This window comes from Nocardioides sp. Root190, from assembly GCF_001428565.1.
In the GTDB taxonomy this organism is placed as follows: domain Bacteria; phylum Actinomycetota; class Actinomycetes; order Propionibacteriales; family Nocardioidaceae; genus Nocardioides.
The window spans coordinates 1-26288 of sequence record NZ_LMIA01000003.1 but is presented as its reverse complement, the minus strand read 5'-3'; the positions used below and the strand labels follow the sequence as shown (position 1 = coordinate 26288).

26 protein-coding genes and 1 pseudogene are annotated in these 26288 nt (G+C 70.1%); 18 read left to right on the top strand and 9 right to left on the bottom strand.

Going from position 1 to position 26288, the window contains the following annotated elements:
• The first annotated feature begins 17 nt into the window (after positions 1-17).
• The 6 genes from ASE01_RS04030 to secA are packed head-to-tail and all read left to right on the top strand — an operon-like array spanning position 18 to position 7237.
• Positions 18-1013, top strand: coding sequence for an ABC transporter substrate-binding protein (locus ASE01_RS04030; RefSeq protein WP_056748751.1), 996 nt, complete (start codon positions 18-20; stop codon positions 1011-1013).
• Positions 1010-1798, top strand: coding sequence for an ABC transporter ATP-binding protein (locus ASE01_RS04025; protein ID WP_056748750.1), 789 nt, complete (start codon positions 1010-1012; stop codon positions 1796-1798). The genes ASE01_RS04030 and ASE01_RS04025 overlap by 4 nt, the downstream gene beginning before the upstream one ends.
• On the top strand, positions 1795-2538 hold the full coding sequence (locus tag ASE01_RS04020) for a class I SAM-dependent methyltransferase (protein WP_056748749.1): 744 nt from the start codon (positions 1795-1797) through the stop codon (positions 2536-2538). Before ASE01_RS04025 ends, ASE01_RS04020 begins: the two co-directional genes overlap by 4 nt.
• A 39-nt stretch (positions 2539-2577) precedes the next feature.
• On the top strand, positions 2578-3930 hold the full coding sequence (gene folC / locus ASE01_RS04015; RefSeq protein ID WP_056748748.1) for a bifunctional tetrahydrofolate synthase/dihydrofolate synthase: 1353 nt from the start codon (positions 2578-2580) through the stop codon (positions 3928-3930).
• Positions 3927-4340 carry a DUF4233 domain-containing protein gene (locus ASE01_RS04010; RefSeq protein ID WP_235535855.1) on the top strand — a complete coding sequence of 138 codons (414 nt, stop codon included), beginning with the start codon at positions 3927-3929 and terminating at the stop codon, positions 4338-4340. Before folC ends, ASE01_RS04010 begins: the two co-directional genes overlap by 4 nt.
• A 23-nt stretch (positions 4341-4363) precedes the next feature.
• A complete protein-coding gene (secA, locus tag ASE01_RS04005) occupies positions 4364-7237 on the top strand; it encodes a preprotein translocase subunit SecA (RefSeq protein ID WP_056748747.1) in 2874 nt (957 codons plus the stop codon).
• 79 nt (positions 7238-7316) lie between these two features.
• Here the strand turns inward: secA and ASE01_RS04000 are convergent, their stop codons facing one another.
• Genes ASE01_RS04000 through ASE01_RS24250 form a run of 3 tightly spaced genes read right to left on the bottom strand, consistent with a single transcriptional unit; the run spans position 7317 to position 9774 of the window.
• Positions 7317-8516, bottom strand: a complete 1200-nt coding sequence (locus ASE01_RS04000) for a hypothetical protein (protein WP_056748746.1) — start codon at positions 8514-8516, stop codon at positions 7317-7319.
• A 45-nt stretch (positions 8517-8561) separates the two neighbouring features.
• On the bottom strand, positions 8562-9080 hold the full coding sequence (locus ASE01_RS03995; protein WP_056748745.1) for an Rv3235 family protein: 519 nt from the start codon (positions 9078-9080) through the stop codon (positions 8562-8564).
• 43 nt (positions 9081-9123) lie between these two features.
• Complete coding sequence (locus tag ASE01_RS24250) at positions 9124-9774, bottom strand: LysM peptidoglycan-binding domain-containing protein (protein ID WP_056748744.1); 651 nt, start codon at positions 9772-9774, stop codon at positions 9124-9126.
• Between the two features lie 137 nt (positions 9775-9911).
• On the opposite strand from ASE01_RS24250, the gene ASE01_RS03985 reads away from it, so the two are divergent.
• On the top strand, positions 9912-10448 hold the full coding sequence (locus ASE01_RS03985; protein ID WP_056748743.1) for a hypothetical protein: 537 nt from the start codon (positions 9912-9914) through the stop codon (positions 10446-10448).
• Positions 10449-10484: 36 nt separating this feature from the next.
• Here the strand turns inward: ASE01_RS03985 and ASE01_RS03980 are convergent, their stop codons facing one another.
• The 4 genes from ASE01_RS03980 to ASE01_RS03965 are packed head-to-tail and all read right to left on the bottom strand — an operon-like array spanning position 10485 to position 13867.
• A complete protein-coding gene (locus ASE01_RS03980; RefSeq protein WP_056748742.1) occupies positions 10485-10835 on the bottom strand; it encodes a sec-independent translocase in 351 nt (116 codons plus the stop codon).
• 19 nt (positions 10836-10854) lie between these two features.
• A complete protein-coding gene (locus tag ASE01_RS03975) occupies positions 10855-12000 on the bottom strand; it encodes an Mrp/NBP35 family ATP-binding protein (RefSeq protein WP_056748741.1) in 1146 nt (381 codons plus the stop codon).
• Positions 12001-12050: 50 nt separating this feature from the next.
• Positions 12051-12608 carry a DUF1003 domain-containing protein gene (locus ASE01_RS03970; protein WP_056748740.1) on the bottom strand — a complete coding sequence of 186 codons (558 nt, stop codon included), beginning with the start codon at positions 12606-12608 and terminating at the stop codon, positions 12051-12053.
• Positions 12605-13867 carry a magnesium transporter MgtE N-terminal domain-containing protein gene (locus tag ASE01_RS03965; RefSeq protein ID WP_056748739.1) on the bottom strand — a complete coding sequence of 421 codons (1263 nt, stop codon included), beginning with the start codon at positions 13865-13867 and terminating at the stop codon, positions 12605-12607. Before ASE01_RS03965 ends, ASE01_RS03970 begins: the two co-directional genes overlap by 4 nt.
• 104 nt (positions 13868-13971) lie before the next feature.
• Here ASE01_RS03965 and ASE01_RS03960 point away from each other — a divergent pair, with 104 nt between their 5' ends.
• From ASE01_RS03960 to ASE01_RS03940, 5 genes are all read left to right on the top strand, one after another.
• Positions 13972-14364 carry a hypothetical protein gene (locus ASE01_RS03960; protein ID WP_056748738.1) on the top strand — a complete coding sequence of 131 codons (393 nt, stop codon included), beginning with the start codon at positions 13972-13974 and terminating at the stop codon, positions 14362-14364.
• Between the two features lie 160 nt (positions 14365-14524).
• On the top strand, positions 14525-15895 hold the full coding sequence (locus ASE01_RS03955) for a phospholipase D-like domain-containing protein (protein WP_056748737.1): 1371 nt from the start codon (positions 14525-14527) through the stop codon (positions 15893-15895).
• Between the two features lie 80 nt (positions 15896-15975).
• A complete protein-coding gene (locus ASE01_RS03950) occupies positions 15976-17484 on the top strand; it encodes a class I SAM-dependent methyltransferase (RefSeq protein ID WP_157537078.1) in 1509 nt (502 codons plus the stop codon).
• Entirely contained in the window at positions 17481-17684 is a 204-nt protein-coding gene (locus tag ASE01_RS03945; protein ID WP_157537077.1) for a DUF6752 domain-containing protein, read from the top strand. The genes ASE01_RS03950 and ASE01_RS03945 overlap by 4 nt, the downstream gene beginning before the upstream one ends.
• Before the next feature lie 14 nt (positions 17685-17698).
• Positions 17699-18796 carry a hypothetical protein gene (locus ASE01_RS03940; protein WP_056748734.1) on the top strand — a complete coding sequence of 366 codons (1098 nt, stop codon included), beginning with the start codon at positions 17699-17701 and terminating at the stop codon, positions 18794-18796.
• Here ASE01_RS03940 and ASE01_RS24770 read toward each other — a convergent pair.
• Positions 18744-19817, bottom strand: coding sequence for an endonuclease/exonuclease/phosphatase family protein (locus ASE01_RS24770; protein ID WP_056748733.1), 1074 nt, complete (start codon positions 19815-19817; stop codon positions 18744-18746). The genes ASE01_RS03940 and ASE01_RS24770 overlap by 53 nt on opposite strands.
• An 81-nt stretch (positions 19818-19898) precedes the next feature.
• Between ASE01_RS24770 and ASE01_RS24765 the strand changes: the two genes are divergently transcribed.
• From ASE01_RS24765 to ASE01_RS03920, 3 genes are all read left to right on the top strand, one after another.
• Positions 19899-21971, top strand: coding sequence for an acyltransferase family protein (locus tag ASE01_RS24765; protein ID WP_056748732.1), 2073 nt, complete (start codon positions 19899-19901; stop codon positions 21969-21971).
• 207 nt (positions 21972-22178) lie between these two features.
• Positions 22179-23570 (top strand): endonuclease/exonuclease/phosphatase family protein, encoded by a 1392-nt coding sequence (locus ASE01_RS03925; RefSeq protein ID WP_082605805.1) that lies wholly within the window; start codon positions 22179-22181, stop codon positions 23568-23570.
• A gap of 10 nt (positions 23571-23580) precedes the next feature.
• The gene (locus ASE01_RS03920) at positions 23581-24696 is read left to right on the top strand and encodes a hypothetical protein (RefSeq protein ID WP_056748730.1); all 1116 of its coding nucleotides are present in this window, start codon (positions 23581-23583) and stop codon (positions 24694-24696) included.
• On the opposite strand, the gene ASE01_RS24245 is transcribed toward ASE01_RS03920, so the two are convergent.
• Complete coding sequence (locus ASE01_RS24245; RefSeq protein WP_056748729.1) at positions 24668-25042, bottom strand: hypothetical protein; 375 nt, start codon at positions 25040-25042, stop codon at positions 24668-24670. The genes ASE01_RS03920 and ASE01_RS24245 overlap by 29 nt on opposite strands.
• Here ASE01_RS24245 and ASE01_RS25545 point away from each other — a divergent pair.
• From ASE01_RS25545 to ASE01_RS25170, 3 genes and pseudogenes are all read left to right on the top strand, one after another.
• Positions 25041-25481, top strand: a complete 441-nt coding sequence (locus ASE01_RS25545) for an acyl-CoA dehydrogenase family protein (RefSeq protein WP_157537076.1) — start codon at positions 25041-25043, stop codon at positions 25479-25481. The genes ASE01_RS24245 and ASE01_RS25545 overlap by 2 nt on opposite strands.
• A 40-nt stretch (positions 25482-25521) precedes the next feature.
• A pseudogene (locus ASE01_RS25540) lies at positions 25522-25763 on the top strand (acyl-CoA dehydrogenase family protein); the annotation flags it as partial.
• A gap of 1 nt (position 25764) precedes the next feature.
• On the top strand, positions 25765-26288 hold a 524-nt coding region (locus tag ASE01_RS25170; protein WP_235535854.1), incomplete at both ends, for an acyl-CoA dehydrogenase family protein.

Genomic DNA, 26288 nt, shown 5'->3' with positions numbered 1-26288 from the left:
ACCGCGAAAGGCCTCCGATGCCCCACGTCCTCTTCCGTCCGATCGCCGCGTCCGGCGTCCTGGCCACCCTGGCTCTCGCCTCCTGCGGCCTTGCGGCCCAGGAGGGCGAGAGCTCCGGTCAGTCCCGTGGCGCCTACCCGCTGACGATCACGAACTGTGGCGCCGAGGTGAGGTTCGACGCTGCGCCCGAGGACGTCGTCCTGCTCAAGAGCTCGGCCGTTCCGTTCCTCGCGACGCTCGGCGTCCTGGACCGGGTGAGCGCCCGGGCCGGCGAGTACCCCCGCGCCTACTACGACGACGCGACCTGGGAGACGCTGGAGAAGATCCCCGCGCTGACTGGCAGGACGGACACCTCCGGTCACCTGCTGATCTCCAAGGAGGTCGTGATCAACCAGGAGCCGGACCTGGTGCTGGGCGAGGTCGACAACCTCAGCCGCGACACCCTCGACGGCGTGGACATCCCGCTCATCGAGGAGCCGGCGATGTGTGCCGAGGGCCTCGACGAGCCCGGCTTCGACGACATCGAGGACCAGCTGACGGCGTACGGCGAGGTCTTCGACCGCCGCGACGAGGCGGCGGCGGCCGTGACGGCCCTCCGGGAGCGGGAGGCCGGGCTCACGGCGACGCCCACCGGCAGGAAGCGCACCGCTGCGGTGCTCTACCCGACCGTCGGCGGTGGCGTGACCTATGCCTACGGCACCCGCAGCATGGCGCACCCGCTCCTGGAGGCGGCCGGCTTCGAGAACGTCTTCGCCGACACCGACGAGCGGGTCTTCGAGGTCACCGCGGAGACCCTGCTGGGCCGCGATCCCGACGTCCTCGTGCTGCTGTACGGCTCGGGTGACACGGAGGCGATCGTCGACGCCGTCGCGTCCCTGCCCGGTGCCGAGACGCTGACCGCGTTGAAGGATGACAACGTGCTGCCCCTGCTCTTCAATTATGTCGAGCCGCCGACGCCGCTGGCGCTCGACGGACTGGAGCAGATCCGTGAGCGTTTCGGGGACGGATCGTGATCGTCGCGGAGGGTCTCCACTTCGGGTACGGCGACCAGTCGGTCCTGCGTGGTCTGGACCTGACGGCGCGACCGGGCCGCGTGCTGGGGTTGCTCGGTCCGAACGGCAGCGGCAAGACCACGGCGCTGCGGATGCTCTACGGCTCGCTGCGCCCGCACGCGGGTCGGGTCAGTCTCGACGGGCGTCCCCTGGCGAGCCTGGGCCCGCGCCAGGTCTCCCGGCGCGTCGCGGTGGTGGTCCAGGAGAACGACGCGGACTCCCTGCTCACGGTGCGCGAGATGGTGACCCTGGGCCGCCTCCCGCGGCTCTCGACCTTCCAGCGCACCGGCGTCGCCGACCATCGGGCCGTCGACCTCGCCCTCGAACGGGTCGGTGCGAGTCACCTGGTCCGGCGCCGCTTCGCCGAGCTGTCCGGAGGCGAGCGGCAGCGGGTGCTCGTGGCCCGTGCGCTCGCCCAGGAGTCCGACTTCCTGCTGCTCGACGAACCGACCAACCACCTCGACGTCCGCTACCAGCACGAGGTGCTCGACCTCGTGCGCACCGTCGCGGGCAGCGCGGTGATCGTGCTGCACGACCTGAACCTGGCCGCCCGCTACTGCGACGACCTGGTGCTGCTCGACCAGGGACGGGTCGTGCGCGCCGGCTCACCCGACCACGTCCTCGACCCGGCGACGGTCGAGTCCGTCTACGGCATCGGTGTCAGCCGCACCGAGCTCGCCGGCCCTCCGCAGCTGCTCTTCCACCCCCTCGCCCCCGCCCGCACCACCGAAAGGCTGCCCGCATGAGCACGACCTCCTCCCCGGTCCAGCGCAACATCGACACCTACTGGACGGGCCGTGCGCCGGAGTACGACGCCTACCAGCAGCGCCCGGAGCGCTTCGCCGCCGACCAGCAGGTGTGGGGCGAGGCCTTCTCCGCCGCCCTGCCGGCCGCCCCTGCCGCTGTGCTCGACGTCGGAACGGGGCCGGGCTACATCGCCCTCCTGCTCGCCTCCCTGGGGTACGACGTCACCGCGACCGACCTCTCCGAGGGCATGCTCGAGCGGGCCCGCGAGCACGCCCGCCAGCACGCCAGCCAGGTTGCCTCACCCCATCCGCCGCCGCGGTTCGAGCTCGGCGACGCCGTTGCTCCCGACGTCGCTCCGGAGTCCTTCGACGCGATCACCAACCGCTACCTCATGTGGACCCTGCGCGAACCGCACCAGGCCCTGTCGGCCTGGCGCAGGACGCTCCGTCCCGGCGGGGTCCTCGCCGTCGTCGACTCGACCTGGTTCCCCGGCGGCCTGGACCGCGACACCTCCACCGACTTCGTCGAGCTGTACGACGACGACGTCCGCCGGGCGCTCCCGCTCGCTGCTGCGGCCTCGATCGAGGCGACCCGGGACCTGGTCGTCGCTGCCGGCTTCGAGGACGTCTCGGTCACCGCACTCACTGGCGTGCTGGAGCTGGATCGTCTCCATGGCGTCGCACCGGACCACGAGGTCCAGCTCCAGTTCCTGGTCCGTGGCGTGCGTCCGGGCTCCTGATTCATCCACGGCCGCACGGGTCCGTAGACTCGGGGAGCCATGAATGAACCCGCAGCGCGCCCTGCCGAGTCCTACGCCGAGGTCGAGGACGCCCTCCTGTCCCGGTGGCCCGAGACCCGTCTGGAGCCGTCGCTGGACCGGATCCTGGCCTTCACCGAGCTCCTCGGTGATCCGCAGCGGTCCTTCCGGTCGATCCACCTGACCGGGACCAACGGCAAGACCTCCACCTCGCGGATGATCGACGCGCTGCTGCGCGCCCTCGACCTGCGCACGGGCCGCTTCACCAGCCCGCACGTGGAGAAGATGAGCGAGCGGATCAGCATCGACAACGAACCCCTCGACGACGAGGCGTTCGTCCGGGCGTTCAACGAGATCGCGCCGTACACCCACCTCGTCGACAGCGCCGAGGCCCACCCGCTGAGCTTCTTCGAGACGGTCGTCGGCATGGCCTACGCGGCGTTCGCGGACGCGCCCGTCGACGTCGCGGTCGTCGAGGTCGGGATGGGTGGCTCGTGGGACGCCACCAACGTCATCGACGCCGACGTCGCCGTGCTCACCCCCATCGCGGTCGACCACGCCTCCTTCCTGGGGACGACGGCTGCCGAGATCGCCCGCGAGAAGGTCGGCATCATCAAGCCCGGTGCCGTCGTGGTCGTGGCGCAGCAGAGCGTCGAGGTCGCCGCGGTGATCCTCGAGCGGGCCAGCGAGGTCGGCGCCACCATCGTGCGCGAGGGCCTCGAGTTCGGTGTCATCACCCGGGCTCCGGCGATCGGCGGCCAGATGCTGGACCTGCAGGGCCTGCGCGGGCGCTACGACGAGATCTTCCTGCCCCTGTACGGCGCCCACCAGGCCCAGAACGCCGTCGCCGCGCTCGCCGCGGTGGAGGCCTTCCTCGGCGGGGAGACGCCGTTGGGCGACGACGTGGTGCGCGCGGCCTTCGCCGAGATCACCTCGCCCGGTCGCCTCGAGATCGTGCGCCGCAGTCCCACAATCGTGCTCGACGCGGCCCACAACCCGCACGGTGCCGAAGCTGTCGCCACCGCGCTGGACGACTCGTTCCAGTTCGACCCCCTCATCGGTGTCATCGGGCTGATGGGGGACAAGGACGCCGAAGGGCTCCTGTCCGCGCTGGAGCCGCACCTCGCCCACGTCGTGATCACCCAGAACTCCACCGCCCGTGCCATGCCCGCCCAGGACCTGGCCGTCACCGCCCGTGAGGTCTTCGGTGAGGACCGCGTCTCGGTGGTCACCTCCCTGGCCGACGCCATCGACGAGGCCGCCGGGCGCGCCGAGTCCGCCGGTTCCGACGCGCTCAGCTCGGGCGCCGTGCTGGTCACCGGGTCGGTCGTGACCGTCGGCGAGGCACGATCCCTGCTGGGGGGCCGCAAGTGACCGATCAGCCCGACCAGCTCGACCAGCTCGATCCCGAGCGCGGCAGGTCACCGCGGCGCGCGATGTGCGCCGCCGTCCTGTCGCTGGAGGCGATCACCCTCGGCCTGACCACGCCGGTCATGATCACGATGTCCGACATCCGGCCGGCCGTTGCCCTGTCCGTGGGCCTGGGGCTCGCCGCGGCCTGCATCCTTCTCGCCGGGATGCTCCGCAAGGAGTCGGCCTACTTCCTGGGCCACCTCATCCAGGTCGCCGCCGTCCTCCTCGGCCTGGTGGTGCCGGTGATGTGGGCCCTCGGGGCGATCTTCGCCCTGTTGTGGGCCACTGCCTACGGCCTCGGACGCAAGATCGAGCGGGAGCGCGAAGCCGCCTTTGCCGACTTCGACCGCCGCCGCGAATCGGGCGCCTAGATCCCGCTGGGTAGAGTGGCGCCGTGCCAGTGATCATCGACAAGCTCCTCCGCATCGGAGAGGGCAAGATCCTCCGCCAGCTCGAGACGATCGCGAAGGCCGTCAACGCCATCGAGGACGACTTCAAGGCGATGTCCGACGACGAGCTGCGGGGCATGACGGACGAGTTCCGCACCCGCCTCACCGAGGGCGAGGACCTCGACGACATCATGCCCGAGGCGTTCGCCACGGTGCGTGAGGCCGCTCGACGCGTTCTCGGCCAGCGCCACTTCGACGTCCAAATCATGGGTGGTGCCGCGCTCCACCTCGGCAACATCGCCGAGATGAAGACCGGTGAGGGCAAGACCCTCGTCTCGACGCTGCCGGCCTACCTCAACGCCCTCGAGGGCAAGGGCGTCCACGTCGTCACGGTCAACGACTACCTCGCCAAGTTCCAGTCCGAGATGATGGGCCGGGTCCACCACTTCCTCGGTCTGTCGGTGGGCGTGATCATGCCGTCCATGCGTCCCGCGGAGCGGCGTGTCGCCTACAACTGCGACATCACCTACGCGACGAACAACGAGCTCGGCTTCGACTACCTGCGCGACAACATGGCCTCCTCGCTCGAGGAGTGCGTCCAGCGCGGTCACAACTACTGCGTGGTCGACGAGGTCGACTCGATCCTCATCGACGAGGCGCGGACCCCGCTGATCATCAGCGGTCCGACCCAGGACGAGGTCAAGTGGTACGGCGAGTTCGCCAAGATCGCCCAGAAGCTGACCAAGGACACCGACTACGAGGTCGATGAGAAGAAGCGCACGATCTCGGTCCTCGAGGCCGGCATCACGCGGGTCGAGGACCACCTCGGCATCGAGAACCTCTACGAGTCGGCGAACACCCCGCTGATCTCGTTCCTGCACAACTCGATCAAGGCCAAGGAGCTCTTCCGCAACGACAAGGAGTACGTCGTCATGGAGGGCGAGGTGCTCATCGTCGACGAGCACACCGGCCGCATGCTCGCGGGACGTCGCTACAACGACGGCCTGCACCAGGCGATCGAGGCCAAGGAAGGAGTGAAGGTCCGCGAGGAGTACCAGACGCTCGCCACCGTCACCCTCCAGAACTACTTCCGCCTCTACTCCAAGCTGTCCGGCATGACCGGTACGGCCATGACCGAGGCCTCCGAGTTCGACAAGATCTACAAGCTCGGCGTGACCCCGATCCCGACGAACAAGCCGATGCTCCGCAAGGACCAGGCCGACCTCGTCTACCGGACCGAAGAGGCGAAGTACGACGCCGTGGTCGAGGACATCGTCGAGCGCAACAAGCTGGGCCAGCCGGTCCTCGTCGGCACCGTCTCGGTCGAGAAGTCCGAGTACCTCTCCAAGGCGCTGACCAAGAAGGGCGTCCCCCACTCCGTCCTCAACGCGAAGGTCCACGCCGAAGAGGCCAAGATCGTCGCGATGGCGGGCCACAAGGGCGCTGTCACCGTCGCCACCAACATGGCCGGTCGAGGCACCGACATCATGCTCGGTGGCTCGGTCGAGTTCCTCGCCGACGCCGAGCTGCGCAAGCAGGGTCTCGAGCCCACCGGTGAGACGGCCGAGGAGTACGACGCCGCCTGGCCCGCGATGGTCGAGCGCTTCAAGGCCGAGGTCACCAAGGAGCACGACGAGGTCCGCGACCTCGGCGGCCTCTACGTCATCGGCACCGAGCGTCACGAGTCGCGACGCATCGACAACCAGCTCCGCGGTCGTTCCGGCCGCCAGGGCGACCCGGGCGAGAGCCGCTTCTACCTCTCCCTGCAGGACGAGCTCATGCGGCTCTTCAAGTCCGACTGGGTCGACCGTGTCCTCCTGCTGCTCAAGATCCCGGACGACGTCCCGATCGAGAACAAGCGGGTCACCAGCGCGATCGCCAACGCCCAGGGCCAGGTCGAGTCGCAGAACTTCGAGTCCCGCAAGAACGTCCTCAAGTACGACGACGTGATGGACCGGCAGCGCAAGGTCATCTACGGCGAGCGGCGCGAGGTCCTCGAGGGCGTCGACCTCGAGGAGCAGGTCCGCACCTTCATCGACGACGTCGTCACCGGCTTCGTCGGCGGATCCCTCGACGAGTTCTCCGAGGAGTGGGACCTCGAGCAGCTGTGGACCGACCTCAAGCAGTTCTGGCCGGTGTCGCTGTCCTGGAAGGACCTCGTCGAGGAGGCCGGCTCCCAGGCGGCCATCGAGAAGTCCGAGCTCATCGAGAAGCTCAAGGAGGACGCCAACAGCGCCTACGACCGCCGCGAGGAGGAGGTCGGCGAGGAGGTCGCCCGCGAGCTCGAGCGTCGCGTGCTCCTCTCCGTGCTCGACCGCAAGTGGCGCGAGCACCTCTACGAGATGGACTACCTCCGCGAGGGCATCTACCTGCGGGCCTACTCCCAGCGCGACCCGCTGGTCGAGTACCAGCGCGAGGGCTTCGACATGTTCGCCGCCATGATGGACGGCATCAAGGAGGAGACGGTCGGCTTCCTGTTCAACCTGGAGGTCCAGGTCGAGGAGGAGCAGGAGTTCCACTACCACGCTGACGGCACCCGTCACGCCGGCCCGATGCACGAGGGTGCACTGGCCGAGCCGCCGGTGGGCGTCGTCCAGGGCGGTCTGAGCCTCGACAAGATCTCGAGCGAGCTGAAGGCGAGCACGCCCAAGGTGACCGCGAAGGGCCTGGACGCTCCCAAGCAGCCGCAGAACCTGTCCTACTCCGCGCCGGACGAGACCGGTCACGAAGAGGTCCGGGGACCGGGCGCCGCCTCCAGCCGCGACGACGAGTTCGCCGGCACCGGTCGCAACTCCCTGTGCCCCTGCGGCTCGGGCGAGAAGTACAAGCGCTGCCACGGCGCGCCCGGCGGCCCGACCGGAGTCGCGCTGCGCGGCTGAGCCCGCACGACACCACGACGCCCCTCCCGGGATGGCCGATCCGGGAGGGGCGTCGTCGTCGTTCGAGGTCAGTGCCGCGTCACTGGAGCGTCATCCGGGGCTCGCCACCGATCAGGCCGGTGCCGGTGCGCACGCAGGCGCCCCCGCGCGGCACCCCGCCGTTCCAGGCCTGGCGCACGCAGTTGCGGACGGCGAGCTGGCCCCAGTGGTTCGGGTGCAGGGACTCCTGGATGTAGTACGGGCTGTCGCCGGCGGTCGTGACGGTGCGGATCTGGTTGACCCACTCGGTGCGGTCGACGGCACCGGCGGAGGTCCAGTTGGCGATCCCGACCTCCTCGTAGAGCCCGACGCCCGTCTCGCAGAGGCGGCGGCCGTTGAAGGAGCTGGCGAGGTTGAGCACCTTGCTGTTGGTGATCCCGGCCTGGGTGATCGCTCCGGTCACCGTGCTGTTGATGGTCGGCAGGGCGGAGTTGTTGGCCCAGTCGGCGTCGGCGTTCCAGAATCCACAGCCGCCCGTGTTCTGGCGGGTGTAGCCGCTCTGGCTGTAGCGGAAGCCGGAGCCTCCGGGGACCGGCGAGGGGTAGGTCTGCACCAGCATCGTCCACTGGCCGTCGGCATAGCCGGCGTTGCGCATCGCGGTGCGGACGTTGGTGAGTGCACCTGCGATCCGCGACTTCACGGCGGCGACGTTGCCGGAGGTGAAGTTGCTGGTCACGCTGCTGTCGTCGTAGCAGTAGTCCTTCCACCACGACGGTGACAGCAGGAAGTCCTGGACGCACTGCTGGACGACACCGGCGAAGTTGAAGTCGTTGCCGCCGATCGAGACCACGACCATCCGGACGTTGCGGGTGCCGGCGAAGTTCTGGAGTGCTCGGGCCTGACCCACACCCTGGCTCCCGCTGTAGAAGTCGAGACCCGGCTTGAACTCCGACCCGGTCGCCGTGGCGGCCTTGGCGCCCGAGCAGGCCAGGTTGAGGCTGCTCACGCCGCCGCCGATGTGGATCTCGGCGCTCTTGGACCGGTGGCAGCGGTTGATCGCCTCCCCGTTGCCCGCGGCGTTGTCGAAGTAGGCGCTCCCGCCGAGGGCATCGGCGCGGGCGCTGCTGCTGTTGGAGGAGCCGGCCCACCGGCCAGCCTCTCCCGAGATGTAGGAGTCGCCGACCGAGACCACCCATGGCGTCCCGGAGCCCGGACCGTCGGCGTACGCGGGGGCAGCGGAGAGGGGAGCGACCAGGGTCGCGCTGACGACGGCGAGGCTCGCCGCGAGTGCTCGGATCATGAAGGCAACGTAGTGACCTGCGTCACAGATGAACAGGGGTCAGGTTCAGGCGAAGTCCAGGGCCGTGCAGATCCAGCGCTGGCCGCGCCGCTCGAAGCGCACCGCCACGGCCCGCGAACGCTCGCCGTGGCGCACGTGCACGCCGCACTCGACGACCTGCTCGGTGACGAAGCACGCATGCACGCTCAGCACGCGGGGGCGAACCGGCTGCACCCGGGCCAGTCCCGGCTGGTGCCCGCCGGCACGAGCCACCAGGTGGGCACGGAGCCGGAGGTCGGCGTACACGTCCGGCGAGGTCCAGCGGACCAGCTGGGTCACCGGCCGGTCGCCGCCCACGATCTCGACGGCGGCCTGGGTGAAGCGGTGGGTCCACTCCTCGATCGTGCGGCGCAGTCGACGATCGATCGGCACGACCGCGGCGCCCGGCCGGGTCGCTCCCGACGAGCGGGGCGGGGTGGCGGGCGGACCCTGTCGGGGGAGCAGGGCCAGGGCGAGGGTGCCCTGGGTGGGTGCGACCGGGACGGACAGGCGCAGGCCGACGAGCTCGGGCGATGAGGCGGACATGGTGGCTCCTGCGGGGTGTGGGTGGGGTGTGGGTGGGGGTGGCTCAGCTCGGTGGCAGCCGGATCAGCTGGCCGGGACGGATCAGGTCGGGGTCCGCGCCGGGGGTGGCGGTGTGGAGTGCCACGACGCGGCGCCAGTACGCCGTCAGGTCGGCCTCGCCGGCGTCCTCGCCCACCGCCGTGGCGGCGATCGACCAGAGGTTGTCGCCCTCCCGAGCGCGCACCACGGCCGTCGTGCGGGAGGGAGCAGGAGCGCCGTCGGCGCGGTCGGGCAACGGCAGTCCGTCGAGGGCGTGGCGGACCTCGGTGCCGGTGGGCGGCTCGTGGCCGTCCGGGGAGGCGGCCAGGGCGGGGGAGGTGCTGGTGAGCACTGCGACGCCGCAGGCGGCCAGCAGCAGGCTCCTGAGGGGTCCTGCAGGCCCGGTCCGTCGAGCCGGCCGTGCCGGGGATCGCCACGCGCCGAGGGCGACCTCGGTGGTCGTGAGCCACAGCAGTGCCGTCGCGGCGAGGGCGGCCGCGGCGCAGCAGGCCACCAACAGGTCGTCGAAGGTCGTGGCCGGGGCGCTCGACCCGGGGCCGGCCAGGGGCGCGAGGAACGGCGCGGCGAGCGTGAGCAGCGTGCCGGCGGCCGCGCTGACGGCCAGCCAGAGCAGTGCTGCGCGTGAGCGGACGGCAGCAGAAGGAGCGTGATTCATCCCGAGAACCTTTGCGTTTGCTTCTGTTTGCCTCAGGATGATGCCGTTCGGGACCGTAGTCAACCGTTTCTCCCCAGGGCGTCGACCGGGACCTGCCCGCTGGCGGGCGCGGCCGGTGAGCGTGCGAGGGTGGAGCCATGGGCTGGGAGCACGACCTGTTTGCGCTGTTCGACGATCTCGAGGGTCAGGCCAGTGCGCTCCACGCGGCGGAGCGGACGGCCGAGGTGGCCGACCGCAGCCGGGCGGAGTACCAGCAGGTCACCCTGGCCGGTCGGCTGATGGCCTCGACCGGCACGACGGTGACGCTCACGATCCGTGGCATCGGACCGGTGGCAGGCGTCATCGAGCGCGTCGCGGACGGCTGGTTGCTCCTCGCGAGCGGTGAGCACGACTGGGTGGTCAGCCTCGGTGCGGTGACGACCGCCGAGGGGGCCTCGATCCGTTCGGTGCCCGAGGTGGCGTGGTCACCGCTGACCCGCCTGGGCCTGGCCTCGGCCCTGCGACGCATCGCCGAGGCCGGCGAGGAGTGCGTCGTGCACCTGGTCGACGGCAGCCGTCACGACGGCGCCCTGCGCCGGGTCGGGGCCGACTTCTGCGAGCTGGTGGAGGGTGAGGACCGGCGCACCGTGCTGATCGCGTTCAGCGCCCTGGCGGCCGCGCAGTCGCGCTCCTAGGGAGCGACGCTCCTCCCCAGGGCTGTCTCGAGCGGGTCAGGTCGCGTCGACGTCGTACGGCGGGCGCTCGCCCAGCTCCAGCGGCTTCTGGGCGGCCGGCTCCGGCACGTCGCCGCGGATGGTGTCCTCGAGCTCGTCCAGCTCGGCCATCGCCTCGGCGATGTGCTTGCGCACGATGGCTCGCGGGTCGAGGTCGGCGAGCTCCAGGTCGGCGAACTCCGGCCCGAGCTCGGAGCGCAGCTCGTCGCGGGCGTTCAGGGCGAACCGGCGCAGCTGACGCACGAAGCGTCCGGCCTGCTGGGCGAGCTCGGGCAGGCGATCGGGCCCGAAGACGAGCACGGCGAGGAAGGCGATGACCACCAGCTCGCCGAAGCCGATCCCGAACACGTCGTCTCCTGCCCGGCGCCTAGAACTTGTTGCTGGGGGTGAGGCCGAGCTGCAGGCCGGCCAGGCCGCGTCCCCGGCCGTCGAGCCGGTCGGCGATGGACGAGAGGGCCTGGGCCGAGAGCGACGTCGGGTCGGACTCGACGATCGGCTTCCCTGCGTCGCCGCCCTCGCGCAGGGACACGTCGAGCGGGATCCGGCCCAGGATCGGGACGTCGTACCCGAACCGCTGGGAGAGCGTCTGGGCGACCCGGTCGCCGCCGCCCGACCCGAAGACCTCGATGCGGTGGTCCTTGCCCTCGGGAGTGCAGTGCGGGCAGGGGAGGTAGCTCATGTTCTCCACGACGCCGACGACGCGCTGGTGCATCATCGAGGCCATCGTGCCGGCGCGCTCGGCGACCTCGGCGGCCGCCTCCTGCGGCGTGGTCACGACAACGACCTCGGCGCCCGGGAGGTGCTGGCCCATCGAGATGGCGACGTCACCGGTGCCCGGCGGCAGGTCGAGCAGGAGGACGTCCAGGTCGCCCCAGTAGACGTCGGCGAGCATCTGGACCAGCGCTCGGTCGAGCATCGGTCCACGCCAGGCCACGACCTGGTCGCGACGGGGCTTGAGCATGCCGATCGAGATGACCGAGACGCCGGAGGCGGTCGGCACCGGCATGATCAGGTCCTCGACCTGGGTCGGCCGGGAGTCGGCGACGCCCAGCATGGCGGGCACGGAGTGGCCGTAGACGTCGGCGTCGACCAGGCCGACCTTGCGGCCCGCCCTGGCCAGCGCGATCGCCAGGTTGACGGTCACCGAGGACTTGCCCACGCCGCCCTTGCCGGAGGCGATCGCGAAGACCTTGGTGAGCGAACCGGGCTGCGCGAACGGGATCTCCCGCTGCGCCTGACCGCCGCGCAGGGTCTCGTGGAGGCCGCCACGCTGCTCGGCCGACATCACGCCGAGCTCGACCTCGACCTGGGTGACGCCGGCCAGGGCGACCACGGCGGCCGTCACGTCGCGGGTGATGGTCTCCTTGAGCGGACAACCGGCCACGGTCAGCAGTGCCTTCACCGTCACGACGGATCCACCGTCGCCGGGAGCGATCACCACTTCGTCGACCATGCCGAGCTCGGTGATGGGGCGCTTGATCTCCGGGTCGTTGACCCGGCTCAGAGCCGTCATGACCTGCTCGACGGACGGGGCCTGCTGCGTACTGCTCACAACAGATGAGTCTAGGCAGTGCCCGGTCGCTCGCCGTCGTCGCCGTCCGCGTGAGACGTCGCACGTCCCTCGGACCACTCCTCGGCGCGGTCGTCCAGCTCGGACAACAGGGTCCGCAGCTCGGAGCGGAGGTAGTCGCGGGTCGCGACCTCGCCGACGGCCATCCGCAGCGATGCCATCTCCCGGGCGAGGAACTCCATGTCGGCGTGGGCCCGGGCATCGGCCTGCCGGTCCTGCTCCGCGATGACGCGGTCGCGTGCCTCCTGACGGTTCTGCGCGAGCAGGATCAGGGGCGCGGCGTACGACGCCTGGAGGCTCAGGATCAGGGTCAGGAAGATGAACGGGTAGTCGTCCCAGCGGGAGCTGTCCGGAGCCAGCAGGTTCCAGCCGATCCACACCAGGACGAACAGCGTCATGTAGATCAGGAAGGTCGCGGTGCCCATGAACCGGGCGAACTGCTCGGCGAAGACACCGAACGCGTCCTTGTTGAGGGTGGGGCGTCGGACCAGCTGGCGTCGCTCCTCGCGCGGGGAGTCGAGGCGGTCGCGGGTGCGCCGGGTGTCGCTCATCGCGGTTCCCCGCCCCGGGCCGCCCGGGCGACGTCACGCCAGTTGGAGGGCAGCATGTGGTCGAGCAGGTCGTCGACGGTGACCGCGCCGAGCAGCCGGCGGTCCTCGTCCACGACCGGAGCGGCGACCAGGTTGTAGGTGGCCAGGTGCGCGGCGACCTCGTCGATGGACGCCTCGGGCCGCAACGGCTCCAGCGAGTCGTCCAGCGCGCCGGCGACCAGTGTCGAGGGCGGCTCCCGCAGCAGGCGCTGGATGTGGGCGACGCCGATGAGCTTCCCGGTCGGTGCCTCGAGCGGAGGGCGGCAGATGTAGACCAGTGCTGCCAGCGCGGGGGTCAGGTCGGGGTTGCGGACGTGCGCGAGGGCGTCGGCGATGGTGGCGTCGGTGCCCAGGATGACCGGCTCGGGCGTCATCATGGCGCCGGCGGTGTCCTCGACGTAGTTGAGGAGTCGCCGCACGTCCTCGGCCTCGTCGGGCTCCATCAGGTCGAGCAGGATCTCGGCGGTCTCGGGCGGGAGGTCGCGCACCAGGTCGGCGGCGTCGTCCGGCGACATCTCCTCGAGCACGTCCGCCGCGCGCTCCGAGTCCAGGCCCTTGAGGATCTCGACCTGGTCGCTGTCGGGCATCTCCTCGAGCACGTCGGCCAGGCGCTCGTCGTCGAGGGCCAGTGCGACGGCGGCCCGTCGGTCGGGCGGCAGGTCGTGGAGCAGGTTGGCCGCATCGGCCGGGCGCATCTCGTTGATCGCCGCGATCAGGTGGGCGGCGCCCTGGGTCTCGTCGCGCCGGGACAGGCCGATCACGTCGCGCCACTCCACGACATGGGTCTGGCCGCGGCGGCGGAAGCCCTTGGAGGCCTCGCGGATGGCGACCCGGCTCAGCACCCAGTCGCGGTTGCGCGCCGGCTCCATGGCGACGTCGTACACGGAGCCGGTGACGTCGGAGCCCGTGATGGTGACGGTGCGGTCGAGCATCTGGCCGATGACGAGGGTCTCGGTCGAGCGCTGCTCGAAGCGGCGCATGTTGAGCAGCCCGGTCGTGTAGACGTGGGCGCTGTCGATGTTGGTCACCCGGGTCATCGGTACGAAGATCCGGCGTCGTCCGAACACCTCGGCGACCATGCCGAGGACCCGGGGCTGGGTGCCTTCGATGCGCATCGCCACGACCAGGTCGCGGACCTTCCCGACCTGATCGCCCTGCGGGTCGAAGATCGGGAGCCCGACCAGCCTGGCCGCGAACACGCGGGACGGGGTGGAGCTCACGATGGGCAACGCTACCGCCGTACGGCTGCCCCGGCCCTCCGACGCCCCGCTGGCACGCCGCCGATCGCAGGACCCGGGGGACCGCGCGGGCCTATCATGACCGCATGAGCCCTCGAAGCCTCCTCGCGCTCGGTGCGCCGGTCCTGTCCGTCGTGCTGCTCGCCGGGTGCGGGTCGGACTCCGGCGACACGGCCGCCGACGACACCGACACCAGCTCGTCCACCTCGACTCCGACGGCCGAGGAGTCCTACGACGGTGGCTTCCCCACCTGCGAGGAGGTCTGGCAGGAGGGCGAGACGCTCGCCGAGGACTACCTGGGGTGCATGGACGGTGCCACGCCCGTGGACCTCGACGGCATCGAGTGCGAGTCGGGCCAGTTCATCATCACCTTCGACGACCGCTTCTGGGCCGTCGCGGACGGCCCGATCGCGGAGGCCGATGGTGCACTGCTGGACGACGCGGACTACCAGGACGTGCTCGCCAGCTGCCGCGGCTGACCGGGCGTCTCGGCGCCACTGACAGGTCCCACCTGTCGCTGATGACGGAATCGACGGGTTCGGTATGTAAAGTGTCCGGACGTCGTGGGGGCCGGTCCGCCCTCGTGGCCGTGGCGAAGACGCCGCTCGGACCCGATCGGACCGAAGGGGTTGTTCTGCCGTGCGTCGAATCCTGCTCTTCCTGCTGGCGCTCGTGTGCTCGCTGTCGGTGTCACAGGTCGTTCCTGCGACCGCCACTGCGCCCGCACCCGCACCCGCGCTCGCCTCGGCCGAGGTGAGGGTCCAGCACTCGGTGCGCTCCGCCGCGCCGCTCAGCTGCTGGCTGTCCTCGAAGCCGACGTGCCGCCTGTCGAACGCCATCACGTTCAACTCCGCCTACGGCTCCAAGGCCGACAAGTTCCGCATCGTCAACAAGATCGTCGGCGCGATCAAGCGGACGCCCCGCGGCGCCCTGATCCAGATCATGTCGTGGAACCTCATGTCCCGCGGCGCGGTCACCGCGCTGCTCGAGGCCCAGCGTCGCGGCGTGAAGATCTACGTCCTCATGGACGCCACCAACCAGAGCCGTGAGGTGCCCAACCCCCACTTCGCGCGCCTGCTCACCGGCCTGAAGCGCTACAACAAGGTGCTGCCGTCGGCCAAGCGCAGCTACGCCAAGAAGTGCCAGGGCGCCTGCCGCCGCGGCAACTCGGCCTCCGCGCACGCCAAGTTCTTCCTGTTTTCCCAGGTCGGCGCGTCCAAGAACGTCGTCATCCAGGGCTCGGCCAACCTGACCCAGGCCTCCGCCGGCAACCAGTGGAACGACATCTACACCTACGTCGACAAGCCGGGCCTCTACAACTTCGCCCGCGGCATCTACACCCAGATGTGGCAGGACAAGGCGGCCTACCCGACCTGGCGCAGCTATGTCGCGCCGACCTACGAGCTCCACTTCTCGCCGCGCATCGCGAACCCGTACGACGCCCACCCGGCGACTCCCAAGGACCCGCTCCTGGAGACGCTGAAGAAGGTCGAGTGCAAGGACCCGACGAACACCTGGACCGGTCGCACCGTGATCCGCTCGGCTCCCGACGTGATCCGTGGCGCGTGGGGCGATGACGTCGCCGTCTGGCTCAAGAGGCTCTGGGACCAGGGCTGCGACATCAAGATGGGCTACACCATCCTCGGTGCCAGCACGGGCGCGATCCTCAAGCGCAAGTCCGGTCGCGGACCGATGCCGGTGCGCCAGCTCGCCGCCGACGTCGACGGCGACAAGGTGCTCGACAAGTACTTCCACCTCAAGGCCTGGACGATCAACGGCATGATCGACGGCAAGCGGTCGTACTGGATGATGAACGGCTCCTCCAACATCTCCGACCTCTCCCGCGTCTCGGACGAGAACATCGGGATCTTCAAGTGGTCGACGCCGGTCCTCGCCTACCAGCGCCACATCGACTACTGGTTCCGCAACCCGCCGCGCAGCCGCGCCGTGGTCCCGAGCCTGGTCCCGAAGAACCTCGACCCCTACGCCAACATGGAGAAGGACTACTGACGGTGGCGGGTGTGGCCTTGCGGGCCGTTGGCGCGGCTCGCTGGGTCTCCGCTCGGATGGGTCGCACGCGGGTCGTGTCCGTGGACGACCGCCAGATCCACCTCATCGTGCACGGCGAGGACCGGGTCGTCGACGTCCTGTTCGACGGTCGCCGGATCTGGTCGTTCTGGTTGATGCGTGACACCGAGCGGGTTCCGCGCCGTCTGGACCACCGCACCGTCGCCTGGCCGGACCGGATGCGGCCCTACTTCAAGGGACGCACCGAGCTGGTCCTCCGCGAGCACGTCGCCGACCGGGACCTGCACCGCGAGGAACGCCAGTTCGGTGAGGCGACCTCCCGGGTCGCCTTCGTCAATGCGCAGGGCCTGGAGATCAGCCTCGACAAGTCCGGCCGGTTCAGCCCGACCTTCGGTGGTCGCACCGAGGAGCAGCTGACCCCGCTCCTCGACGCGATGGATGCCGTGATCGCGATGATGGCCGAGCTCGGGGTCGACGCCTTCCCGGCGTACGGCACGCTGCTCGGCGCGGTCCGTGAGGGCCAGTTCCTCGGGCACGACTCCGACGCCGACCTCGGCTACGTGTCGCGCCACACCACGCCGGCCGACGTGATCACCGAGTCCTACCGGCTCCAGCGGGCCGTCATCGCGCGCGGTTTCGAGACCTACCGCTACAGCGGCGCCGCCTTCCGCATCGACGTGCGTGAGAGCGACGGCTCGGTGCGGGGCCTCGACCTGTTCGGCGGCTTCCTCGACCAGGGCCGCCTCTACCTCATGGGTGAGGTCGGCACGGAGTACGACGAGGCCTGGCTCTTCCCGTTCACGACCTGCACCCTCGCCGGCCGGGAGTACCCCGCCCCGGCGCGCCCCGAGAAGCTGCTCGAGGCGATGTACGGCGCGTCGTGGAAGGTGCCGGACCCGGCCTTCAAGTTCGAGACGCCCAGGTCGACCACCCGGCGCCTCAACGACTGGTTCCGCGGCATGACGGTCTACCGACGCGACTGGGAGCGCCGCCTGATCGGCATGGGTGGGCGCACCCCCAAGGGCGGCCCCTCCGACCTCGCCCGACGTGTCGCTGCCGAGGTGCCCGCGGACGCAGCCGTCCTCGACGTCGGCGCGGGCATCGGCGGGGACTCCCTGTGGCTCGCGGGGGAGGGGCGGGCGGTCATCGCCTACGACTACGTGCCGCGCGGGAGCAGGGGAGCCCTCGCCGCCGCCAGCAAGCGCGGCCTCGACCTGGAGTCGCGCCCGCTGAACCTGACCGACCTGCGCTCTGTGCTCTCCGAGGGTGCCCGTGTCGTGCGGCAGCCGGGGGACCGGGTGATCCTCGCGCGCCACGTCTTCGACGCCACCAACCGCACCGGACGCGAGGGGCTGCTGAGGTTCGCCTCCCTCGCGCTGCGTGGCGGGGGAACGCTCTATGCTGACGTCTGGACGGGCGGCTCCAAGCCGCCCTTCGGCGTTCGGCCACTCGCCGTCGACCGGCTGGTCGAGCTCACCGAACGCCACGGCGGGACCATCCTGTCCGTGGAGGCCGTCGAGGGTGGCGGTCCGGACCAACAGATCCAACGAATGGTGGCGCAGTGGGCATGAGGGGCAACCGGGCGAGTGCGGAGCTCCGGGAGCTGCGCGAGCAGGTCGAGGGCATCGAGGCCTCCATCGCGGAGCTGCGACGTCATCACCTGCGTCTCGCGGAGCTGGCCGACCTGGTCCAGGAGCTGCTCGTGCCGATGGCAGAGCGTGACGAGGACCGGGTCGCCGAGGCGATCACCAAGTTCCAGCACGGTCTCTGAGCCGGGTCCCAGCGATGGCACGCCGGGTCTTCCTCCACATCGGTCTGCCCAAGACCGCGACCAGCTATCTCCAGACCATCCTGTGGTCCTCCCGCGACCAGCTGCGCGCCGAGGGCCTGCTGGTCCCGGGCAGCGAGCGCCGCGACCACCTCTGGGCGAGCCGCGTGGTCCGCGAGGGCGAGGCGATCCTCAAGCGTCCCGAGCGTGAGCAGACCTCGTGGGACCGGATCCGTGCCGAGCTCGCGGACTGGGACGGCGACGGCCTGATCAGCCACGAGTTCTTCGCGGCCGCCAGCAGCGAGCAGGCAGCGGAGATGATCGCGGCCCTGGCCCCTGCCCGGGTCGAGGTGATCGTGACCGCCCGCGAGCCCCTCGGGCTGTTCACCGCGAGCTGGCAGGAGAGCCTGAAGAACAAGGCGACCGCGCCGATGGCCGACTACTCGCGCTCGGTCTCCACCAGCCCCACCTCCATCTGGAACTGGCGCACGCTCGACCTGCGCCTCGTGCTGGAGCGCTGGTCCCGGGCCGTGCCCCACGACCAGATCCACGTGCTCCCGCTCGACCGGACCGCACCCCGAGACGAGATCTGGCACCGGTTCGGCGGTCTGCTCGGCATCACGCCGTCGGCCTACGACCTCTCGCAGTCGTTCCCGAACGAGTCCATGGGTGTGGTGGAGGCCGAGCTGCTGCGCCGCGTCAACGCCCATCTCGGCTCGTTCTCCAAGGCGTTCGACCGGGGCGTCTACATCCGCACCTTCCTGGCCGACGAGCGGCTGGTCCCGCGTCGCGGCGAGCCGTTCTGGCCCTATCCCGACCAGGTCGAGGACTGCCGCGAGCGGTCCCGTGCGGCGATCGAGTACGTCGCCGAGCACGGCGTCGACGTCATCGGCGACATCGAGCACCTCCGGGTGCCCGACGAGCTGCCCGAGCGTCGTACGCCGGACTCCGTGACCGACAGCGAGGTGGCGGCCGCCGCCACCGAGCTGGTCGCCGTGCTCCTGGGCGACGTGCGTGAGCTCCGCCAGAAGGCCGCCGGCAACGGCGGCAGGGGTGGCGGGGTCAGCGGGTCGCGCGGATGGTCGCGGTTGCTGCGACGAAGTGGTGGTCGCTGACCTTGCGCGACACCGGCGACTTGTCGTTGACGAAGTTGCTGAAGTCGATCTGCGAGGTCCCGACGACCCAGTCGACGGGCATGCCGCCCGGCGGACGGCAGCCGCCCGCGGTCGATCCACCGACGGCGGCGACCATGCCGGTCGGCGGCATCACCCGGCAGAAGAACGCTTCGCGGTCGTTCATGTCACCGGTCAGGAAGATCGGGATGCCGTCCTTCTTGAGACGGTTGACCGTCGCCACGGCCGTGTTGTGCCCGGCGGCCCGGCTGCCGGCGTACTTCCCGCCGCCTGCGGACGCGTGCATGTTGAGGAAGTAGAACTCGAGCTTCGTGGCCTTGTGCCGAAGCCGCAGGATCGTCTGCGGACGGACGGAGTTCATGAAGGTGATGTGGAAGGAGTCGCCGGAGACGAAGTCGAAGACCTTCGGGTCCCAGATGATCGAGTTGTCCGGGTCGCCACCACCGGGCCAGGCGCGGAAGCCGGTGCCGGCCGTGATGCCGCTCAGCTGTCCGGACTTCACCTCCTGCAACCCGACCACGTCGACGTCGTGGTTGCGGATGTAGCCGACGGTCTGCGGCGTGCGCCAGCCCGAGCTGGGCCAGGAGCCGTGCTGGCCACCGGCGTCGGTGTGCTGGCTGGCCAGGACGTTGAAGGTCGCCACACGGAACGTCACCTTCGACACCCGGGTGGTCGTGGTCTCGGCTGCGGCACGCAGCTCCGGGTCGACGCCCTGGGTGTCCTGGTCCGCCGACTCGGAGAGCGGCTCGATGATCTCGCCGCTCACCTCGCGCTCGTCCGCGTCGTGGCGCGGACGCGAGGAGTCGCTGGCCTGCTGGATGCTCGTACCGGCCTTGGTGGGGTCGCTCGCAGCCTCGGGGACGCCGCCGTCCCACAGCGTCGCGACGCCCAGCAGGATGGCGCCGAGCACGATCACGGCGATGACCGGAAGGAAGTCCGACCGCGAGGTCCGAAGGGACGTCGCCCCCGCGGCGTGCCGGCGGCGGCCGGAGTGGTCGGACATGGCGGGTATCGTACGCGACGCCCGGGCACCCGCCCGGATCGACGCAGCAGTGGACAGCAGTGGGCAGGAGGAGGATCGCCGGTGGGTGAACCGCGATCCTTCCGCTCCGACATCCAGGGGCTGCGAGCCCTCGCCGTGGGCCTGGTGATCCTGGCGCACGCCGGGTTCCGGACCGCCTCGGGCGGCTTCGTCGGCGTCGACGTCTTCTTCGTGATCTCCGGGTTCCTGATCATCGGACTGCTCCTGCGCGAGGCAGGCGAGACCCGGCGGATCTCGATCCTCGACTTCTACGCCCGCCGCGCCCGCAGGGTCATCCCGGCAGCGACCGTGGTCCTCGTCGTGACGGCGGTCGCCGCCGCGTGGATCCTCCCGCTGGTGCGTGGGGTCGAGGTCATCAAGGACTCGGTCTGGGCCGCGTTCTTCGCCGCCAACATCCGCTTCAGCCTCGTCGAGACCGACTACTTCTCCCAGGGCGAGCCACCCTCGCCGGTGCAGCACTACTGGTCGCTGTCGGTCGAGGAGCAGTTCTACATCGTCATCCCGCTGGTCCTGCTCGCCATCGCGCTGCTGGTGCGTCGCCGGGCACCCTCCGCCGAGGCGCAGGAACGCCAGCGTGCCCTGCGCTCAGCGGTGCTGATCGCGCTCGGCGCGATCACGCTGGCCTCGCTCGCGTGGTCGATCCACGTCACGGTCACGAGCCCGACCGGCGCCTACTTCTCGACCGCGGCACGCGCGTGGGAGCTCGGGATCGGTGGACTCGCCGCGACGCTCGTCTGGGGTCGAGCGCCCCGGCTGGGCCGGTGGGCGACCGAGGCCGCGCTGGCCGTCGGCCTCGCGCTGATCGCCTGGGCGACGTTCCGTTTCGACGAGCAGACCGCGATCCCGGGCAGCCTGGCACTGGTGCCGGTGCTGGGTGCTGCGCTGATGCTCGGTGCGGGCAGCTCGGCGGCCGCGCCGTCGACGTACCTCTACCGGCTGTTCTCCCTCCGCCCGGCGCGAGTGGTGGGGGACTGGTCCTACTCGCTCTACCTCTGGCACTTCCCGGTGTTCCGACTGTGCCAGGAGTACTGGGACGAGCCGCGCCTGTCGCGTCCGCACCTGCTGTTCGCCCTGGTGCTCGTGTTCGTGCTGAGCGCCGCCACCTACCACCTGGTCGAGCAGCCGTTCCGCAAGGGAGTCCGGTGGCGTCCCCGGGCGCGTGCCATCGCGCTCTACCCCGCCAGCCTGGCCCTGGTCGTCGTCACCGCGGTCGGGGCGCACGCCTGGGTGGACGGCCAGCTCGCCGCGCTGGAGGACAACCCGGACATCTCCGTGTCGGACTACGCCGGCGACGACCTCAGCAACGATCCGACCGTCGCCCTCGTGCAGGCCTCCGTGCTGGCCGCCGAGCGGGGCCGCCCCGTGCCCGGTGGCCTGGAGCCGGCGCTGGGCTCGGTCAGGGAGTCGGTGGCGCCCCTGGGGGACTGCGACTACCGGACCGGGACCACCGAGCTGTGCCCCTTCGGTGACCCGGACGCCCAACGCTCCATCGTGATCATGGGGGACTCCCACGCGCGACACTGGAGCGCGGCCGTCTCCGAGATCGGCGAGCGCTACGGCTATGCCGTCTATGTCTTCGTCTACAGCGGATGTCCCGCGATCACCGCGACCCGGGCGACCGACAGCGGCCGTGAGTGGAGCGAGTGCGCCGACTTCAAGGCGTGGGCCATGGACCAGGTCCGCGAGCTCCACCCCGACCTGGTGCTGGTCGCCAACAACGCCTACCGCTCGCCGTTCATGAAGGCCAACCAGGTCCCCGGCCTCAAGGCACAGCTGGAGCTGCTCGCTCCGCTGGCCGGCCGGGTGGCGATGATCGGGAACAGCCCCAAGCTCCCACGCGCCCCCGGCACCTGCCTGTCCTCGCGCGGGGTCGACCTCGGTGACTGCCTCCAGCGTGCCGAGGCGCCCGACGAGCGGATCCAGGGGGAGTTCCGCGACACCGTGGAGTCCCTGGACATGACCTTCGTCGACGTCCAGCGGTGGTTCTGCGCCGCCGGCGGTTGCCCGGCGGTGATCGGCAAGATCGTGCCGTTGCGCGACCGTGAGCACGTGACGGTGGAGTACGCCCGGGCGCTCGCCGACCCGATCGCCACCGCGCTCGGGCTCACTCGCTGAAGGCTGCTCTGCTCAGTTCTGTCGCTGTCGTGCCGATCGGCACGACGGATATTCCTCTGCGCTGAATTCTGCATTGTGAATGACACCGTTGTGATTATCGAATTACACCTTTGTAGTTAATGGAAAGGCCTTGTGTGGCCTCGAGTTACTGATGAGAATCATGTGACTTTTGTTGTTGAAGGTGAATGTGTCGCGAGGGGAAACAACATGACCGACGGGTCGATCAACGGTTCTGGCCGAGTGGGGGTCAGGAGGTTGCGGCGACTCGTGTCGGGCATCGCGCTGGCCGGACTGGTGCTGGCCGTGGCGCCTGCACTCGAGGTCGGTGAGGGCGAGGTTCACCTGGCCGCTGCGGCGACCTGTCCGACGACGCGACCGGTCCAGATGGTCGAGGCCAACATCAAGTCGGGGATGACGAAGTCGCAGACCGCGGCCGACCTGGCCAAGGTGTTCCTCGACCGCCCGGACTTCGTGGCCTTCAACGAGGTCGCAGCTCGCGCCGACAGCGTGCTCGCGCCCAAGGGCTACGCCATCTGGCGCACTCCCGGGCGCTACACCGGGGCCAACCCGGTGGTGTGGCGCACGGACCGCTGGAACGCCGTCGCGCAGGGCACGATGTACGTCTCCAACCAGCCGGGCAAGACCGCGACGCAGACCACCGAGCTCGGCCTCCGGTACGCGAACTGGGTGACCCTGCGCTCGGTCGACGGATGCCAGCGGATCTCGGTCGTCTCCTACCACGTGGCGCCGAAGACGACGCTGACGGCGAACCTCCTGCTCCCCTCCGTGAAGCGCCTGGGCGCCCTGGCGACCTCGCTCGCGGCCGACGGCCCCGTGCTGCTGGCCGGTGACCTCAACCGGCACTACCGGTCCAAGGAGTATCCGCGGAGCACGCTGGCGGCGTACGGCATGACGCCCACCTGGGACATGACCGGCACGATGCTGCCGACCGGGGACCACCAGGGTGCGACGATCGACTTCATCTTCGTGCGCAATGCCGCACAGTTCAGCGTGACCAAGCAGGTGACCCGTGAGCTGAACTCCGACCACGACGCCGTCGTGGCGAACCTCCGGTTCGACACCCGGGTCGCCGTACCCCGCACCGCGGTCTCGTTCGTGCGGGGCCACGTCGTGAACCTCCCGGTCTCACGTCTGTCGGAGGGCCGTCGGGCCGTGATGGGACGGATCATCAAGGCCGTCCAGCTCGCTCCGAAGGGCTCGACGATGCTGATCGGCACCGCCCGGCTCGCGGACGAGACACTGCTCAAGGCACTCGTCGACGCCCACCGGCGCGGGGTCAACGTGCGGGTGGTGTCGTGGAGCGCGAAGCGGTCCTTCCCCGAGAAGGCCCTGATGCAGGCGATCGGCATGAACACCGCGAACCGGTCCTGGGCGATCCGTCGCCCGTACTCGAAGGCCGGCGCACTGCCCCCGAGCGCGCTGGTGTTCAGCACGTCCGCGGGCGTCAAGCTGCTCGCGATCCAGGTGGACCAGCCGCTCGACTACCGGATGGTCGAGCGTCCGGGACGCGGTCAGGTGACCCTGGAAGAGGCGGACTTCGTCCGGCTCCGTACCGGCATCAGCCGCCAGATCCGGTAGACATGCCTGCGTGACGCGGGTCTACCTCCACATCGGTCTCCAGAAGACGGGCACGTCCTACCTCCAGAACATCTGCTGGGGATCGGTCGACCGGCTGCGCGAGCGGGGGGTGACGCTCGTCCCGGAAGGTCGCATCGAGACCTTCTGGCTGGCGCTGGACGTGCGCGAGCGCGTCGACCCGGCGCACGACGGTGACCGGGTGGCACGCTCCCTCTCCTTGTTGCCCGGGCAGCTCGAGGCGGTCACGACGCCCCACGCCCTGATCAGCCACGAGACCCTCGCCCAGGCGAGCTCCGAACAGATCGAACGACTGCTGCAGGCCTGCGCGGGCCACGAGGTCCACGTGGTGCTGACCGTCCGCGACCTCGCCCGACAGGTGCCCTCGCTGTGGCAGGAGGCACTCAAGGCGGGACGCTCCGAGCGCCTCGACGAGTACGTCGGTGCGCTGCGGGCGGCGACCAGACGCACGGACATGGACTGGAAGCGGCTCGACCTCTCGGCGGTGCTGCACCGCTGGGCGCGCCACGTCGCACCCGAGCGGATCCACGTCGTGACCGTCCCGGGCGGCGGCGGGCCGCGCTCTGCTCTCCTCGAGCGGTACTGCGCGGTCCTGGACGTGGCCACCGACGATCTCGAGGAGGCCAGCGGTCCGGGCAACCCGGCCCTGGGCGTCGCCGAGGCCGAGGTGCTGCGCCGGGTCAACGACCTGCTGCCGCAGGCCCACCGCCGACGGGTGCCCTACGGCGAGGTCGGCAAGCGCTACTTCGCGATGGGCATCCTCGCGCGCAGCGACAGCGGGAACGCCCGCCTGGCCCGGGAGCACGCGGAGTGGTGCCGGGAGGTAGCCGAGGAGTCGGTCCGCACGATCGAGGAGCTGGGCTGCAGCGTCTCCGGCGATGTCGCCGACCTGGTTCCCGGACCTGACTCCTTCGGGGAGACGGCCCGCGTCGACGACGCCGCCGCGCTCGAGGTCGCGACCCGTGCCCTCGCGACCATGCTCGAGGAGCGGATGGTCCACCGGCTCGAGGTGCGGGCGCAGGGGAGCACTGATGGGCCGGCCGAGGTTCCCGGCGCGTGGAGGCGCGCTGTGGGTCGGATCAGGAAGGCGTTGCGGCGCGCTGGGTGAGGCCCTTGCCGGCGGCGACGCCGCGCTTGACGGCGGCGGAGGCGACCAGGCCCGCGACCTGACTGGCCGCCTTGATCTGGTCGCCCACCTGCTGCGTCGCGGCGAGCGGCGCCAGCAGTCCCTCGGCCCGACCGAGCAGGCCGTCGGCGCGACCGACGACGGTGTCGAAGTCGGTCACGGTGCCGTTGAAGCCGGCGATGTTGGCGTTGAACTGGTGCAGCGCGACAGTGAAGTCGGCCAGCAGCGCGCCGAGGGTGTCGAGCGTCTCGACGAGCCGGTCGGCGGTGGCGTCCAGGGTGGCGGGGGTCTGGGCGGCGGCCGGGGTGGCGTCGTACACGGAGGTCATGGCGCGATCGTGGCACACGACCCCGGGTGACATGTCTCACGTCCGGGTCCTGCCCCTGTCCGTGGGCCTCTGTCGATGGCTACTCACGGGTAGAGTGCCGCCGGGTACCACCAGCTCGGTACCACTTGCCGAAGGGGAGAAATCGATGTCGCGCCTGTGCCAGACCGAGGGACTCAACGAGGACCAGGTCGAGATCCTCAAGGCTGTTCGTCAGTTCACCGACGAGCAGATCATTCCGGCTGCTCAGGAGCTCGAGCACGCCGATGAGTACCCGACTGAGATCATCGAGGGTCTCAAGGAGCTCGGTGTGTTCGGGCTGACGATCCCTGTGCCAGACCGAGGGACTCAACGAGGACCAGGTCGAGATCCTCAAGGCTGTTCGTCAGTTCACCGACGAGCAGATCATTCCGGCTGCTCAGGAGCTCGAGCACGCCGATGAGTACCCGACYGAGATCATCGAGGGTCTCAAGGAGCTCGGTGTGTTCGGGCTGACGATCCCTGAGGAGTTCGGTGGGCTGGGTGAGTCGTTGCTGACCTACGCCCTGGTCGTGGAGGAGATCGCCCGCGGCTGGATGAGCGTCTCGGGTGTGATCAACACCCACTTCATCGTGGCGTACCTGTTGATGCAGCACGGCACGGACGAGCAGAAGGCCAAGTACCTCCCGCGGATGGCGACCGGTGAGGTCCGGGGCGCGTTCTCGATGTCCGAGCCCGGTCTGGGNATGCAGCACGGCACGGACGAGCAGAAGGCCAAGTACCTCCCGCGGATGGCGACCGGTGAGGTCCGGGGCGCGTTCTCGATGTCCGAGCCCGGTCTGGGTTCCGATGTCTCCGCGGTCTCCACGAAGGCCACCAAGCTCGAGGACGGTTCGTACTCCATCACGGGCCAGAAGATGTGGCTGACCAACGGTGGCACCTCGACCCTGGTCGCGACCCTGGTGAAAAACGGCGAGGGCATGGAGCAGTCAGGGAGCGTGTACAAGAACATGACGACGTTCCTGGTCGAGAAGGAGCCCGGGTTCGGCGAGACCGCCCAGGGCGTCACGGTGCCCGGCAAGATCGACAAGATGGGCTACAAGGGCGTCGAGACGACCGAGCTCATCCTCGAGGRCCACCTCATCGGTGCCGACCAGATCCTGGGTGGGGTGCCGGGCAAGGGCTTCTTCCAGATGATGGACGGTGTCGAGGTCGGCCGGGTGAACGTCGCGGCCCGTGCGTGTGGTCTGGCGTGGCRGATCGGAAGAGC

Coding starts and splice junctions, on each gene's coding strand:
- ASE01_RS04030 (WP_056748751.1), top strand. CDS start 18: ATGCCCCACGTCCTCTTCCGTCCGATCGCCGCGTCCGGCGTCCTGGCC.
- ASE01_RS04020 (WP_056748749.1), top strand. CDS start 1,795: ATGAGCACGACCTCCTCCCCGGTCCAGCGCAACATCGACACCTACTGG.
- folC (WP_056748748.1), top strand. CDS start 2,578: ATGAATGAACCCGCAGCGCGCCCTGCCGAGTCCTACGCCGAGGTCGAG.
- ASE01_RS04000 (WP_056748746.1), bottom strand. CDS start 8,516: ATGATCCGAGCACTCGCGGCGAGCCTCGCCGTCGTCAGCGCGACCCTG.
- ASE01_RS03995 (WP_056748745.1), bottom strand. CDS start 9,080: ATGTCCGCCTCATCGCCCGAGCTCGTCGGCCTGCGCCTGTCCGTCCCG.
- ASE01_RS24250 (WP_056748744.1), bottom strand. CDS start 9,774: ATGAATCACGCTCCTTCTGCTGCCGTCCGCTCACGCGCAGCACTGCTC.
- ASE01_RS03985 (WP_056748743.1), top strand. CDS start 9,912: ATGGGCTGGGAGCACGACCTGTTTGCGCTGTTCGACGATCTCGAGGGT.
- ASE01_RS03975 (WP_056748741.1), bottom strand. CDS start 12,000: ATGACGGCTCTGAGCCGGGTCAACGACCCGGAGATCAAGCGCCCCATC.
- ASE01_RS03970 (WP_056748740.1), bottom strand. CDS start 12,608: ATGAGCGACACCCGGCGCACCCGCGACCGCCTCGACTCCCCGCGCGAG.
- ASE01_RS03960 (WP_056748738.1), top strand. CDS start 13,972: ATGAGCCCTCGAAGCCTCCTCGCGCTCGGTGCGCCGGTCCTGTCCGTC.
- ASE01_RS03945 (WP_157537077.1), top strand. CDS start 17,481: ATGAGGGGCAACCGGGCGAGTGCGGAGCTCCGGGAGCTGCGCGAGCAG.
- ASE01_RS03940 (WP_056748734.1), top strand. CDS start 17,699: ATGGCACGCCGGGTCTTCCTCCACATCGGTCTGCCCAAGACCGCGACC.
- ASE01_RS24770 (WP_056748733.1), bottom strand. CDS start 19,817: ATGTCCGACCACTCCGGCCGCCGCCGGCACGCCGCGGGGGCGACGTCC.
- ASE01_RS03925 (WP_082605805.1), top strand. CDS start 22,179: ATGACCGACGGGTCGATCAACGGTTCTGGCCGAGTGGGGGTCAGGAGG.
- ASE01_RS25545 (WP_157537076.1), top strand. CDS start 25,041: ATGGCGCGATCGTGGCACACGACCCCGGGTGACATGTCTCACGTCCGG.
- ASE01_RS24245 (WP_056748729.1), bottom strand. CDS start 25,042: ATGACCTCCGTGTACGACGCCACCCCGGCCGCCGCCCAGACCCCCGCC.